This window comes from Larkinella sp. C7 (assembly GCF_006149005.1).
In the GTDB taxonomy this organism is placed as follows: domain Bacteria; phylum Bacteroidota; class Bacteroidia; order Cytophagales; family Spirosomataceae; genus Larkinella.
In genome coordinates, this window is sequence record NZ_VBSL01000004.1 from 15,690 (window position 1) to 30,141 (window position 14,452).

Here is a 14,452-nt window from a genome sequence, read left to right on the forward strand (position 1 = left end):
CATGAATTAGACAATGAACGGGTGTTTTCTTGTGGAATTGCGGCTAATCCTGTACTTTTGGACTCGATTTCGGTCCCGTAGCTCAGTTGGATAGAGCATCTGATTTCTAATCAGACGGTCTTTGGTTCGAATCCAAACGGGATCACCGGATTTCAAGTCACGTAGCCGCTCTTTTGGAAGGGTGGCTATTTTCTTTCCTACCCTTTGCGGCCAGTAATTACCCGTTACCGAACAAATTTATCCGATTGAGCCATGAGCCCGGAGGAAGAGAAAGAATTTAATGACGCCTACCGGCAGATGGTCCATTGGCTTAACCTGCACCTGGAATCGAAACGGGCAGACATGCTGGCATTGGCCAAAACCAAAGGGAAGCAGGGCTATACCGCTACCCAATACGCCATTATGTCGTTTTCGGGATCGACAGGTCTCTTTCTGAAAGAAGTGTATGAAGGCAAACACCCCGCTTCCGACGACGAATGAGTCAGTGTGATTTTTATCACTGAATAACCAGATGGATTTGGCGTCATTTGTTAAAAATACGGTCCTGGAATCGGTTAGAAACCGGTGGCCTTTTAAACAATATAACGATGATGAATCTTAAAAACTGGGGGGTCTTGCGAATGGTCCGTTTTTCTGCCGGCCTGCTTATTCTGTGGCGTTCTTTTGTCGATCATCAGCCGCTCATGGGTATCATTGGGGGCTTGCTGGTCATTCAGGCGATGATGAATCTGGGTTGCGCGGGCGGTCAGTGTGGTATACGGGCAGCGCGAAAAAAAATCGATGAACCGGTAAAAGAAATTGATTATGAAGAAATACACTAATGGATGGAAGGGAGCCGGAGCCATCCTGGGTGCTTTGGGCGGTTTTCTGTATTGGCATGAAGTGGGTTGTTTAACCGGTCACTGTCCAATTCAATCCCATTGGCAGACGATGACACTCTGGGGAGGAGCAATGGGTTTTTTGATGACTGATTTACTCCAGCAATTACTGAAAAACGGGTTGAATCGGCCGGAAAAATCCGAAAAATGATCCGTTTGCTATAGGAGAAAACCGGCGTTCAAAATACCCACTATTGCACCAGTTGCTCAAAAAGTTGTTGTAGCTTTTCTCCGGCATCGTCACACAATCCGGTATGCGTCGGCGAGGTTTGCACGATGGTGCTGCGGTTGGCGGTGAGCCACCGAAACCGGGACGCAATGGGTAATTGTCCAATGGCCCCGCCTTCCCGACGACCCGCGCAGATGCGTTCAAACGCACGCAGCCGTTCGTGGAGTTCCGGAATGTCGATCTCGCGGCAAAACGCACTCAGCCGCGCGACATTCAGTTCGAATACGGTTTTCAAAAAGCCCTGCGCCGGGCAGTAGAGAATGACGCCGACGTTGAGAAATTCTTCCCGTTCGACGCGCGGTACGACCCGGACGACGGCGTACTCAAACAAGTGTTTTGGCATGTTGCGCTTCCTTGACAAAGATTTCTGAATGGGTAAGCCGGGTTTCCAAAAACCGGGTGTAAACGAGCCGCTGCTCCTCTGCTGAATCGGTAGAGCCTTCCTGGACCAGCCATTCGTCGGGAACGAGCGCCACGATGGCAGCAATGCGCTCGGGCGTTAAGATCTGGCGAAATTCCGCATCGACGGTTTCGAGTTCAGTCGCCTTCGACAGCAGCACGTGGTCTTTCACGGCCCCGAACGGTTTGACGGCCTGTTCGGCCCAGTTCTGGCCTGAATGGTGAAAATAGAGCGCGGCACCGTGGTCGATCAGCCACAACTCCTTGTGCCAGATCAGCATATTGGTGTTGCGGGCGGTCCGGTCCACGTTGGTGATGAAGCAGTCGAGCCAGACGATTTGGGACGCCAGCCGGGCATCGACATCGTTCACAATGGCGTCAAAGGTGATGGCGCGGGACAGGTAATGAAGACCTAGATTGAGCCCTCCGCTGGCTCGCAGCAAATCCTGAATTTCCTCGTCCGGTTCGGTGCGGGCCATCACCGGGTCCAGAATGGCGAAGACAATTTCGGGAATCCGAAAACCGAGAGTGCGGGCGATTTCACCAGCGATCAGTTCGGCAATCAGCGCTTTCACGCCCTGCCCGGCTCCCCGAAATTTCAAAACGTACAGAAAATCATCGTCGGCTTCCACAATGGCGGGCAGCGAACCGCCTTCGCGAAGGGGCGTCACATACCGGGTTACCTGGACGGTTCGGAGCTCAGGTTCGCGGTCGTTCATAGGCATCGTTCATAAACGGGTTTACCCGACAGAACCGGTCGATTCCGGTATTCGGTGCGAGTTTGCGGGAAATTTAGGCCAATTTTTTGAGAAAACCGGGTCGATTTCCCGATTCGTTTGGTGTGGACTTCGGCAGGATGACCGAAAAGCCTTACCTTTGTCGGAACGAACATTCTGCTCAATCCGCATGTCTGCCGAAACGACCGATCAATTACCAACCCTCGAAACGGCCCGCAAACTGGGTCTGCTTCCCGACGAATACGACCGTATTATTGCCATTTTGGGCCGTAAACCCAATTTTACAGAGTTGAGTATCTTCTCCGTCATGTGGTCGGAGCATTGCTCGTATAAAAACTCGATCATCTGGCTCAAAACCCTGCCCCGCGACACGACGGGCGATGCGCCGAGCCGGATGCTGGCCAAAGCGGGTGAAGAAAACGCCGGACTGGTCGACATTGGCGATGGACTGGCCTGTAGTTTCAAGATCGAGTCGCACAACCACCCGTCGGCCATCGAACCGTATCAGGGCGCGGCAACGGGCGTTGGCGGCATCAACCGCGATATTTTCACGATGGGGGCCCGGCCCATTGCCCAGTTGAACTCACTGCGGTTTGGCAATCTGTCGCTGCCCAAAACCCGGCGCTTGCTGAAAGGCGTCGTCAAAGGCATCGGCGATTACGGCAATGCATTTGGTATTCCGACAGTGGGTGGCGAAGTGTATTTTGATGACTGTTACAACGTCAATCCGCTGGTAAACGCGTTTTCGGCCGGGATTGTCGAAACCGATAAAGTTGCCAAGGCTACTTCGTACGGCGTTGGTAATCCAGTATTTATCGTCGGTTCGGCCACGGGCAAAGACGGTATTCACGGCGCGACGTTCGCATCGGAAGATATTTCGGATAAATCGACCGAAAAACTCCCGGCGGTGCAGGTGGGCGATCCGTTCATGGAAAAACTGCTGCTCGAAGCCACACTGGAGATCATTGCAACGGGCTATGTTATTGGTATTCAGGATATGGGAGCAGCCGGTATCATCTGCTCGACCTCCGAAATGAGTGCCAAGGGCGAACATGGTATGTACATCGACCTGGACAAAGTGCCGACGCGCCAGCTCAACATGGAACCGTTCGAAATTCTGCTGTCGGAGTCGCAGGAGCGGATGCTGGTGGTGATTGAAAAGGGAAAAGAAGACGTGATCCGTCAAATTTTTGATAAATGGGATTTGAATTGCGAACAGATTGGCGTCGTCACCGATACCGGTCGTCTGCATTTCCACCGCTACGGTCAACTGGTGGCCGACGTGCCCGCCAATGACCTGGTGCTTGGTGGTGGCGCACCGCAATACGAACGTGAATACCGCGAACCGGCATATTTTCAGGAATTTAAAAAGTTTTCCATCGATAGCATTCCGGATGTGGAAACCGCCGAAATTCGGACCGTAGCCGAACACCTGCTTTCGCACCCTAATATTTGCTCACGCCGGTGGGTGTATGAGCAATACGACTCGATGGTAGGAACCGCCAACCGCAGCACAAACGCGCCGTCGGATGCTGCCGTCGTTAGCGTCAAAGGGACCGACAAATCCATCGTGATTACGGTTGATTGCAACAGCCGCTACGTGAATGCTGACCCCGAAGAGGGTTGCGCCATTGCCGTGGCCGAAGCCGCCCGCAACATTGTTTGCTCGGGTGGTGAGCCGCTGGCCATCACGAATTGCCTGAACTTTGGGAATCCCTACGTGCCGGAAGTTTACTGGCAATTTGTGGGCGCTATTAAAGGGATGAAAAAAGCCTGCGAGCGGTTCAACACGCCGGTAACGGGCGGTAACGTCAGTTTTTACAACCAAAGCTCTGACGAAGGACCGGTTTTCCCGACGCCAACCATTGGTATGCTGGGCCTGATGGAAAGCCCGGACAATCGCATGACGCTTGGATTCCAGAAACCGGGTGATCTGATTTACCTGATGGGTGAGTCGAAAAACGATGTCGGGTCGTCGGAATACCTGTATTCGTACCGGAACGTAAAGGGTTCTCCGGCCCCGGTTTTCGATCTGGAGGAAGAATTTACCCTGCAAGCGGTTGTAAAAGGAATTATTCTTGAAAAACTGATTGTGTCCGCGCACGACATTTCAGACGGCGGTTTGTTCGTCACGCTGGCAGAATCGGCGATGGCGGGTGAAACCGGTTTTACGATCCAGACCGACGGCAGTTTCCGGAAAGATGCCTTCCTGTTTGGCGAGAGCCAGAGCCGGGTCGTGGTGTCGGTTTCGCCGGACAAACAGGCCCAATTCGAAGGATCACTGGAAAAATCGGGTGTCTCCATTTCGCGGTTAGGAACGGTTTCGGAAGGCGGTTTTGTAATCGACGGTGAGACGGTTTTGTCGGTTTCTGAAGCGAAGGAGTTGTATGACAATGCGTTAGGAAAGAAGATGGGAGCCTAATCTCAAGACGAAAATAAAGGTGATCTAAGCTGTTTTTATCGGTTCAACCTGGATAATAAAACCGGATGGTCTCATCAGATAAAAAAACAATCTACACGGTTGAAGAGTACGTTGCCCTGGAAGAACGGAGCGAAATAAGGCACGAGTTCCATCGGGGCAAAGTGTACGCAATGGCGGGTGGTACCATTAACCATAACCGGTTAACCCGGCGTGTTGCTAATCTGTTGGATAATCAACCAGCTTTGAAGGGCTGTGGCGTATTCACCGAAAATTTAAAAGTAGAGGTAGTTCGGGATGGCTATTATTGCTATCCCGACATTGTAGTTGCCTGTCATCCATTTGATCTCCGGGGAACGAATCAGATTATTAAACAACCTCGCATGATCGTTGAAGTGTTGTCAAAATCTACTGCGCTGGCTGACCGGGGAGGAAAGTGGCAACGATACAGAAAGCTTCCTTCTCTATGGTATTACATGCTGGTCGATCAATATTCAACAACGATTGAGCTGTTAAGCCGAATTGAAGAAACGGATGAATGGATTAACAGCCTCTATGAAAATGAGGATGATCTGATTGTATTGCCCCGCCTGAATATTGAAATTGCTCACAAGGACATCTATAACGGTATTGAACTGCATCCTGAGGAAGAGGACGGTCAGGAAGACGCATGAGTCAACGCTACTTTATTCAACTTTCCTACCGCGGAACGGCCTACCACGGCTGGCAATTTCAACCCAACGGCATTAGTGTTCAGGAAGTTCTGGAGCAGAAGCTGAGCCTGATTCTGAAAGAACGCATTGCCATTGTGGGGAGCGGTCGGACGGATGCCGGGGTTCACGCCGAACAGCAGTTTGCGCATTTTGACATCGAAAAACCCATTGCCCTGACGGATTTGATGATCCATGCCCTGAACTGCATGTTACCGCCCGACATTGCGATTCAGTCCATTTTCCCGGTCGATCCGACCTCTCACGCCCGGTTTTCGGCCACAACCCGGTATTACCAATACCGCATTCGGAAGCAAAAAAGTCCGTTTCTGGATTTCCTGGTCTACGTTTTTCGCCCGGAGCTGAATATCGACCTGATGAATGAAGCCGCCCATCTTATCCTGCAACACACTGATTTTGAGAGTTTCAGTAAGGTACGGACGAACGTTTCGCATTTCCGATGCGTAATTCACCGGGCAGAGTGGGTCGTAGAACACGATCAACTGGTGTTTCACATCAAGGCCAACCGGTTTCTCTATGGCATGGTCCGGACCCTGGTCGGAACCATGCTGGAAGTGGGGCAGGGGCGGATGACGGTTGCCGAATTTAAGGCGATTTTGCTGGCGAATGACCGTCGTAAAGCCGGTCGTTCGGCTCCGGCCAGCGGGCTGTTTCTGGTCGAAGTAGGTTATCCGGCGGAAGTATTTAGTAAGAAAATGATGAATGATGAACGATGAACGATGAATGTTTCTAAATTAGCCTTAATTCAACATCCATCGTTTATCATCGCACCGGCGACCCGGTCATCATTATTTAAGAACGTGATCAACGAATTTCAACAAATTATCCGGGCCTATCGAAAAACCGACTTTAGCCAACGCAAAGCCGCTCTGGCGACCGTTGTGGGGCTGAGTGGTTCGGGCTATCGGCGGCCGGGTGCCCGCATGTACATCACCGACGATGGGCAGTGGATCGGGGCCATTAGTGGCGGCTGTCTGGAGGGCGACGCCCTGCGGAAAGCCCGCGAGGTGATGCAGACCCGGCAAGCCCGTCTGGTAACCTACGATACGTCCGACCCCGAGGGCGAAAATTTCGGCATCGGGCTGGGCTGCAATGGGGTGCTGGACGTCCTGATTCAATCCATCGACCCCAACGATTCGGAAAATCCGCTTGAAACCCTCGACCGCGTTATGCAGGAAAGGAGGCCCTTAACCTTCGAAACCGCCTTGCCGGACGGAGCGGGTGTTTTTGTGGAAGAACTCAAACCGGACATTCAGTTGCTGGTTTTTGGGGGCGGCTACGATGCCGTTCCGCTGGTGAAACTGGCGAAACAGATTGGCTGGCGTGTGGTGATCACCGACGACTGTGTGGCGCACCTGCAACCCCGGCGGTTTGGCGAAGCCGACGATATGCTGGCCGTTCAACGGCATGAAATCCGGCAACAGATTCCGATCGACGCGTACTCTGCAGCGGTGTTGATTTCCCATAACTTCAAATACGACAAGGCGGTTTTACAGGAATTGCTGCAAACCGAGATTCCCTACATTGGTCTGCTGGGTCCCAAAAAACGGGGCGATGCCTTGCTGGACGATGTTCGTGATTTTGTAGCACCGACGGATGAACAGCGGCTTTTCTGGCCCGTTGGTCTGGACGTCGGCGCCGATAATCCGCAGGAAATTGCGCTGTCGATTCTGGCCGAAATTCAGGCGGTTTTCCGCAGGACTTCCGCGCAACCGCTGAAATTCAAGAATGCACCCATCCACCAGCCGGTACAGTCGATTAGCACTTCGGTAGAATGAACGTTGCCATCATCATATTAGCCGCCGGAACCTCCTCCCGGCTGAGTAACCAACCCAAGCAACTGATTGAGTGGGAGGGACGCACGCTCCTCCGGCGGGTGGTCGATACCGCCCTGGCAACAACCTTTCGACCGGTCGTGGTAGTCGTTGGGGCGAACAAAAACCGGATCACGCCCGAACTGGAAGGGTTGCCCGTGACCATTATCGACAACCAGCACTGGCAGCAGGGACTGTCGTCGTCGGTAAAAACCGGTCTGGCGGCCGTGTATCTGACCCAGAAAGAGATCGACGCTGTCTTGTTTCTGCTCACCGATCAGCCTCACGTCGACCGGGGTTTGTTGTTGCAACTGGTGCAGGTTTATGAAGAATCCGGGAAAGGCATCGTGGCGTCCGGCTACGCCAACAGCCTGGGCGTTCCGGCGCTGTTCGACCGGAAATACATCAGTGAACTGCTCAGTCTGGAAGGTGATCAGGGCGCGAAATGGATCATCAAAAATCACCCGGACGACTGCGCCGAAGTGCCTTTTGAACCGGGAAGCATCGATCTGGATACAAGCCAGGATGTCGAGCGGTTTTTGGGGTTGTAAGGCAACCTAAGTAGAAAACCGCCTTTGTCGCAATCGCCCCCGTTTAAAGCCGCATCAACAACCCATCTCTTTCCATGGCACACCGTATTTTTGTAAATAACCTTACAAAAAGATGAGAAAATTAAAACTTCAGGTGCAAATGACCGTCGATGGCTTCATCGCGGGACCAACGGGCGAAATGGACTGGATGACGTTCGACTGGGACGATGAATTGAAAACGTATGTGGGAGCATTAACCGATCCGGTTGACTGCATCGTGCTGGGACGTAAACTGGCAGAAGGGTTCATTCCCTACTGGGGGTCTGTGGCCGCAAATCCTGACAACCCGGAGGTTTCGGCCGGGATAAAATTTACGGAAACTCCCAAAGTTGTGTTCACCAAAACCCTCGAAAAGTCCGAATGGGAAAATACGGTGATAGCCAAAAACGACCTTGTTGACGAGATCAATGCGTTAAAAAAACAGGAAGGTCAGGACATCATTGCCTACGGCGGAGCAACATTCGTATCGGCACTCATCAAACACGATTTAATTGATGAATACCATTTGTTGATCAATCCCACAGCCATCGGAAAAGGAATGCCGATTTTTAGTGAAGTTAACGGCCTGCAAAAGCTGAAACTGGTCAAATCGGTCGCTTTCGACTGTGGAATAATTGTCCTCCACTACGAACCCAAACGCGGCTAGTACCCACCTCTTTGCTCTCTATTCTATTGTCTAACTTCCCTAAAAGTCAACCCGGTAATAAAAAACCGGTAGGAAGCCAAGCTGGTATTCCCGCTTGATGAATGTACCGTCGGGTTGGGGGGCGTAACTCAGGCTCAGGATATTTTGAATGCCCAGCACATTGACGAAATCGACGGCAATGGTGTGTGTCAACCGGGTGCGGTTTAGTTTGTAATCGACTTTCAAATCGAACCGGCGGTAGTCCGGAAACTGGAGCGTGTTGCGGTTGGCAGACTGGTAAATGATGTCCTGAGCCGCTTTCGATTTGGCTTCATCGACCGGGCCATACCAGCGTCCGCCGATGGCCGTGAATTTGGCTCCCACACTCAACGTGTTTCGGCCGAGCGTAAACTCCTTCGCAAAAACCGCGTTGTAGGCATATTTTCCGTTGAAGTCCGTATTCCGCAATACGCCATCGGAACCTTTGTATTTGGCATCGAACAGCGAGCCTGTCACCAGAAAGTAGTAACCGTCGCTGAAAAACTTCTCCAGCGTCAGTTCCGCACCGTAGTTACGGCCAGTGCCTTTATTAACCATCCGGTCCGGAAAAACACGGGAGAAACTCGCTCCGGTATTCAAAATCGAAAACGAGCTACTCTGCTCTTCAACCGGTACGTTGAACAGTTTCTGGTAATACGCTTCCACTTTTAACCGCAGGTTCCGGCCCAGAAGCCAGTCGTACGCAGTCACGTAGTGCCAGCTTTTGGTTAGCCCCAGATCCCGGCTGAATTGCCCGCCCGAGGGATCGTTCTGTTGATCGAAGCGATAAAAATAGATGTAAGTAGGTTGAATCTGGCTGTGCAACCCGACCGCAACGCTGATTTTTTGGCGATTTGGTAAATCCCAGGCCAGACCGGCGCGGGGTTCTAGGGGTGAAAAACTGTTTTGGTTGAGTGAGAAATACAGGCTCGTCAAACCGGCGCTCAACGTCAGCCGGTCAGCCAGATTGACGCGCCATTGCACGTAAGGCTGCACCAGCAGCGCCGACTGCCGTGAATTCCAGCGGGTTTGCCAGGGCTCTAACTGGGTCGGCAAATTGGGCATAATCGTAACGGTCCGGGCGCTATCGACAAAGTTGAAGCGATACACATCGGCGTTCAAACCGGCTTTCAGCGTACTGCGCGGATTGAATTTGTGGTTCACCGACGCAGCCAGGGAGGTTTTGGTATCGGCAAAACGGTATTCCAGTACCTTGGCCTGACTCGCTATTTTGTACCGGTCGTTTTCGACCACCGGCCGGCCGTCGGCGTCGTTCTCAAAGAACAGATAATTGTGGTGCGTAAACTGCACATAACCCGATTGGGCCAGTGTAGCGCGCAGAAAGGTCCGGCGGTTGAGCGGTTTTTCGTAGGTCGCGCCCACAACGCCCATGCGGGAGGTGTAATATTGATCGCGGTCGTTTTGGCCATAAATATTTCGATCCGAAACTTTCTGCTCACTGATCAGCACGTCGATGGTGCTGGTGCCCCCAAATCCCCAAAAAGCCAGTCGGGCGTTGTTTTTCAGCGGGAAATTAAACCGGAACGAGGCATCCTGGTAGGTGGGAACGGCCTGGGTTCCAATGTCGATACCGGTTTTGTTGAAGAGCCAGAGATTGGCGTAGCGGTAGGTCACAAAATACGAGGAGCCGGTTTTTTTGGAAAGCGGCCCTTCCAGTGCGGCTTCGGTACCGAGGAAACCGAACTGGAGCGTTCGCTGATGTTTTTCGTTGTTACCATTGCGCAGGCGGAGGTCGAAAACCCCGGCAATCCCGTTGCCAAATTCCGCCGGAAAGGCGCCCGTTAAAAAATCGGAGTTGGCCAGCATTTTGTTGCTGATGATGCTCACCGGTCCGCCCGTGGTTCCCGAAACCGCAAAGTGGTTCGGGTTCGGAATGCTGACCCCTTCGACTCGCCAGAGAACCCCGCCCGGCGAGTTTCCCCGGATAACAATGTCGTTGCGCGAATCATCAGCCCCCTGCACCCCGGCGAAATTGGACGCCATCCGGGCAGGTTCGCCCCGGCTTCCAGCGTAGCGGTCGGCCTCATCGACGGTAAATTGCCGGGCCGAAACCACCGCCATCTCGTTGCGGGCGTCGCCGGTTCGCTGCGCCTTAACGGTAACGCTGGCCAGTTCCGTAATGGCTTCTTCCAGATCGACGTCCAGAATGGTCTCGCGCCCCGCATCGACAATGATGTTGTTTAGCAGAGCCTCTTTGTAACCGATTCGGGTAATTCGAATGGTTCGTCGGCCAACCGGAACATTCGGGATGCGGTAGCGCCCGGAAGAATCCGTGAGGGCTCCGGCCGTGATTCCGGTAGAATTCGTAGTCAAAATCTGAATGGTAACCTTAGTTAAAGGGTATTTGGATTCCTTGTCGGAAATTCGGCCCCGGACGGTTTGGGTGAGTGCAGATTGGGCGAAAGCAGAATGAAGGCAAAAAAAGAAAAGCAGACTGGAAATGTATTTCATAGACCAGAAGAACTCTATTAATTGACAAGAGACAATAGCGCAAAGAGAAGTACGAACCCGATAACCGTTCCCCGACCGGTTCGACCAAAGCGTCTTCTTTCCCGTTGGCGTTCGGCTCTGGTCATGTGCTTGTAAAGCTTCATATTTTTAGTAAAAATCCGACCGAGGAAATAAAACCCTCCGGCCAGAATCCCCAAACCTAGCAGCATGACCATGACGGCGGCAAACCCATGATTGGTACAAATTAACTGGCACGCTAAACCGCTGGCCGCAACGGCTAAAAAAAGACTGGTCAAAAACAGTAGAAAGTAAGCAATTTTGGTACCGGTCTGGGGCTTTTCACGAACGACCGGATCAGGGTTTTGATTCGAATTAAGAAGCTGATTGGGCGTAAGTTGAGGCAGTGTGTCTGTTTTACTTACTTCTGCATACGTAATGATATGCTCGCTGGCCACACTGACCGATGGTTCCGGTTGAATTAGGGTCCGGCCGCTGATGCCACCCGCTATGCCATACGCCAGGAAATTGATCAGAAACAAAACCGTGTAGCTGTGTTTTTGAAACCAGAACCGTTCCGTCGAAACCAGATCCGGTAAGCAAAGGGCGATGTAACGGCTGAACTGAAATCGTAACAAAACCAGCCCACCCAGTAGAAACGACAGGTACCAGCCCGGCTGGTCGGCCAGAAGCGAACTGCCCAGGAGCAGACCCAGAACGGCGTTCGTACACTCCGACAGGATAATCAGCCCGGCGGCCACTTTCGGATGTCGGCTGGCGAAAAATGCCAGGGAGTTTAGGGTCATAGGGCCAGGATGCGCGCGATTGTGGTTCCATTTATCAACGGAAAAAGGCAATTAGAAACTAGGAGCAGCACGATCCGTCGATCAAGTTTGCAATTATTTCGTTACGATCCCGGTGAAAGTATGACAATTTACTAATCGGTCAAAAAAAACGGTGCGGATTCCCGTCTGGAAAACCGCACCGTAATCAGAACAAAAAAGTAATCCTTACAAAAGCCGTTTGATAAGTTGGTCAACCGTGATTCCCTCGGCTTCGGCTTTGAAGTTCCGGACAATGCGGTGACGGATGATCGGATAGGCAACGGCGCGAACGTCTTCGATGTCCGGCGAATACTTTCCGTTGAGCAGGGCGTTGCATTTGGCCGCCAGAATCAGCGCCTGCGAAGCCCGTGGCCCTGCTCCCCATTCCAGATAGGTATTCGCATCCGGTGAACCCATTTCGGTGTTCGGGCGGGTTTTATGCACCAGTTTGACAGCGTATTCCACCACATTATCGACTACCGGAACCCGGCGCACCAGGTGTTGGAAGGCCAGCAGTTCGTTGCCCGACAAGACCTTTTGTACCTGGTATTTCGCGTCGTTGGTTGTCGATTTCACAATGTCGAGCTCCGATTGGTACGAAGGATAGTCCAGGAAAACATTGAACATAAATCGGTCCAACTGCGCTTCGGGCAGCGGATAGGTTCCTTCCTGTTCGATCGGGTTTTGGGTGGCCAGCACGAAGAACGGGCGTTCGAGGGGGTATTTTTGTCCGGCAATGGTCACCGAATATTCCTGCATGGCTTCCAGCAGGGCGGACTGCGTTTTGGGCGGAGTCCGGTTGATTTCATCCGCCAGAATGATGTTGGCAAAAACCGGCCCTTTGATGAATTTAAACCGCCGTTCCTGATCGAGGGTTTCGGAACCCAGAATGTCCGACGGCATCAAATCCGGGGTAAACTGAATCCGGTTGAAACTCAGGTCGAGCGCTCCGGCGATGGTCTGGATGAGCAGCGTTTTGGCGAGACCCGGAACGCCTACCAGCAGACAGTGACCCTGGCAAAAAATGGCGGTTAGCAGAAGCCGTACGGTTTCTTCCTGACCGATGACTACTTTCGAAATCTCACTCTTCAATCGTTTATACGCTTCATTCAGCGCTTCAGCAGCCTCGACGTCAGAATTATATTGTACCACAGGATAGGAGTTAAGAGTTGGAAGTTAAAAGTTAAGAGTTGGAAGTTAAGAATTAAGAGCCCGCTTTTAACTCTTAATTCTTAACTCTTTTAGGGCCCCTCGGTTTTTTGGGAACCCAGAATATTGCAGCTTCGGTATTCCGGATCTACATTAATGTAGACATCGCTGACGGCTTTTCGGAACCAGGCATCGATGGCAGTGTTCTTTTTATTCACCATGACAATGTTGGCGATCTTCTCAAAATCGTCTTTCAAACTGGCCGTGTGCGGGGCTACTTTTCGTTTGTAATACAGCAGCCGTACGGCACTTTTTCCATCTTCCAGCCGGTAATCCATCGGTGGGCTGACACTGCCGACTTTCATCGTGTCCAGCGTCATGAACAGGGTGTAATCCATGTTCTGGTCGTGGGGCATGAGCGTACTGTTCGACTGCTGATCGCGAATCACGCCACCGGCATCAGCCGTCATTTTATCCTCGGAAAAGTCTTTGGCGGCTTTTTCAAATTTGATACTATCGGCGACGATCAACGTCCGCAGGCTGTCTAAAAACCGGCGGGGTTCGGTCAGATCGAGCCGGTTGTAGTCGGGCCGGAGCAGGATGTGACGGGCGTGGTATTCGGCCCCGCGCACTTCAATAAGCTGAATCAGGTGCAGACCAAATTCCGACTGGACAATGTCCGACATTTCGTTGGGTTTCAGCTTCATGGCCGCGCCCTCGAATTCGGCAACCATCGCCCCGCGTTTGGCAAATCCCAGGCTGCCACCTTTCTGGGCGGAACCAACATCCTCGGAAAATTCGGTGGCTAGTTTGGCAAAATCTTCGCCTTTTTCAACGCGTTCCCGCAGGGCCAGCAACCGTTTTTTCAATTCTTCGGTTTGCTCTTTGGTCACTTTGGCCAGACGCACAATGTGTCCGATTTCGACTTCGGCCGGGATGTAGGGCAGACTGTCCTTCGGAATGCCGTTGAAAAACTTGCGGACTTCGTTGGGACTCACCTTCACATCGTCGGTGATTTTGGTCTGCATCCGTTGCCCCAGCATCTGCTCTTTCACTTCCGTCCGGAGTTCACTTTTCAGCGCTTCGATGCTTTTGCCGTAGGCTTCGACGAGGTTTTTTTCCGAACCGAATTGCTGAATCATGTACGACATCCGGCCGTCCATCTGGTTTTCGATCAGCTTATCGTCGACGGTAACGGAGTCAATTTCGGCTTTGGCCAGAAGAACTTTCTGAACAACCAGGCTTTCCAGAAGCTGGCAATCGGCCGGAGCCTTCTGATTCTGTTGTGCGTAGGACTGACGGGCCTGTTCCAGATCCGACTTTAGCACGTAGTAATTATCGATTTTCGCAATGATCTTGTTTAAACTGACTCCTTTCCCCTGCGAATAGGAGGGAGACGTTACGGAAACCAGTAGCGCCGTCAGAATAAAGGAGGAGAGAAGGATTGATTTCATTAAGAACTTCATTCAGGTTTATTATTCAATATTACGGATTTCGGCAGGATTTATTGATATGCCGAAACCGTGAATCTGTTAAATGATGTTAAGAA

Annotated in this window: 15 protein-coding genes and 1 tRNA gene; 10 read left to right on the forward strand and 6 right to left on the reverse strand. The window is 52.0% G+C overall.

From position 1 onward, the window contains the following. Positions 1–71 precede the first annotated feature (71 nt). From FH871_RS11010 to FH871_RS11025, 4 genes are all read left to right on the forward strand, one after another. Positions 72–145, forward strand: a tRNA-Arg gene (locus tag FH871_RS11010). 107 nt (positions 146–252) lie between these two features. After that, positions 253–480 carry a hypothetical protein gene (locus FH871_RS11015; protein ID WP_138991501.1) on the forward strand — a complete coding sequence of 76 codons (228 nt, stop codon included), beginning with the start codon at positions 253–255 and terminating at the stop codon, positions 478–480. Positions 481–587: 107 nt separating this feature from the next. Beyond that, complete coding sequence (locus FH871_RS11020) at positions 588–821, forward strand: hypothetical protein (RefSeq protein WP_138991502.1); 234 nt, start codon at positions 588–590, stop codon at positions 819–821. Then, complete coding sequence (locus tag FH871_RS11025) at positions 805–1,029, forward strand: hypothetical protein (RefSeq protein ID WP_114409533.1); 225 nt, start codon at positions 805–807, stop codon at positions 1,027–1,029. The genes FH871_RS11020 and FH871_RS11025 overlap by 17 nt, the downstream gene beginning before the upstream one ends. A 40-nt stretch (positions 1,030–1,069) precedes the next feature. Here the strand turns inward: FH871_RS11025 and FH871_RS11030 are convergent, their stop codons facing one another. Next, positions 1,070–1,450: a DUF3037 domain-containing protein gene (locus FH871_RS11030; RefSeq protein WP_138991503.1), complete on the reverse strand. Its 381-nt coding sequence runs from the start codon at positions 1,448–1,450 to the stop codon at positions 1,070–1,072. After that, complete coding sequence (locus FH871_RS11035; protein ID WP_138991504.1) at positions 1,431–2,225, reverse strand: HipA family kinase; 795 nt, start codon at positions 2,223–2,225, stop codon at positions 1,431–1,433. The genes FH871_RS11030 and FH871_RS11035 overlap by 20 nt, the downstream gene beginning before the upstream one ends. Before the next feature lie 187 nt (positions 2,226–2,412). Between FH871_RS11035 and purL the strand changes: the two genes are divergently transcribed. From purL to FH871_RS11065, 6 genes are all read left to right on the forward strand, one after another. Then, the gene (gene purL / locus FH871_RS11040; protein WP_138991505.1) at positions 2,413–4,665 is read left to right on the forward strand and encodes a phosphoribosylformylglycinamidine synthase subunit PurL; all 2,253 of its coding nucleotides are present in this window, start codon (positions 2,413–2,415) and stop codon (positions 4,663–4,665) included. A gap of 65 nt (positions 4,666–4,730) precedes the next feature. Further along, positions 4,731–5,336, forward strand: a complete 606-nt coding sequence (locus tag FH871_RS11045) for a Uma2 family endonuclease (RefSeq protein ID WP_138991506.1) — start codon at positions 4,731–4,733, stop codon at positions 5,334–5,336. Continuing rightward, the gene (truA, locus tag FH871_RS11050; RefSeq protein ID WP_138991507.1) at positions 5,333–6,109 is read left to right on the forward strand and encodes a tRNA pseudouridine(38-40) synthase TruA; all 777 of its coding nucleotides are present in this window, start codon (positions 5,333–5,335) and stop codon (positions 6,107–6,109) included. The genes FH871_RS11045 and truA overlap by 4 nt, the downstream gene beginning before the upstream one ends. 84 nt (positions 6,110–6,193) lie before the next feature. Continuing rightward, positions 6,194–7,171 (forward strand): XdhC family protein, encoded by a 978-nt coding sequence (locus FH871_RS11055; protein ID WP_229317209.1) that lies wholly within the window; start codon positions 6,194–6,196, stop codon positions 7,169–7,171. Further along, a complete protein-coding gene (locus FH871_RS11060) occupies positions 7,168–7,758 on the forward strand; it encodes an NTP transferase domain-containing protein (RefSeq protein ID WP_138991509.1) in 591 nt (196 codons plus the stop codon). The genes FH871_RS11055 and FH871_RS11060 overlap by 4 nt, the downstream gene beginning before the upstream one ends. 112 nt (positions 7,759–7,870) lie before the next feature. After that, positions 7,871–8,443: a dihydrofolate reductase family protein gene (locus tag FH871_RS11065; RefSeq protein ID WP_138991510.1), complete on the forward strand. Its 573-nt coding sequence runs from the start codon at positions 7,871–7,873 to the stop codon at positions 8,441–8,443. 39 nt (positions 8,444–8,482) lie between these two features. Here the strand turns inward: FH871_RS11065 and FH871_RS11070 are convergent, their stop codons facing one another. The 4 genes from FH871_RS11070 to FH871_RS11085 all read right to left on the reverse strand — a co-directional run bounded on the left by FH871_RS11070 (position 8,483) and on the right by FH871_RS11085 (position 14,357). Beyond that, positions 8,483–10,933, reverse strand: a complete 2,451-nt coding sequence (locus FH871_RS11070; protein WP_138991511.1) for a TonB-dependent receptor — start codon at positions 10,931–10,933, stop codon at positions 8,483–8,485. Between the two features lie 17 nt (positions 10,934–10,950). Continuing rightward, the gene (locus tag FH871_RS11075; RefSeq protein WP_138991512.1) at positions 10,951–11,736 is read right to left on the reverse strand and encodes a hypothetical protein; all 786 of its coding nucleotides are present in this window, start codon (positions 11,734–11,736) and stop codon (positions 10,951–10,953) included. A 204-nt stretch (positions 11,737–11,940) separates the two neighbouring features. Further along, positions 11,941–12,906: a MoxR family ATPase gene (locus tag FH871_RS11080; protein WP_138991513.1), complete on the reverse strand. Its 966-nt coding sequence runs from the start codon at positions 12,904–12,906 to the stop codon at positions 11,941–11,943. An 89-nt stretch (positions 12,907–12,995) separates the two neighbouring features. Continuing rightward, on the reverse strand, positions 12,996–14,357 hold the full coding sequence (locus FH871_RS11085; RefSeq protein ID WP_138991514.1) for a peptidylprolyl isomerase: 1,362 nt from the start codon (positions 14,355–14,357) through the stop codon (positions 12,996–12,998). Between the last annotated feature and the right edge of the window lie 95 nt (positions 14,358–14,452).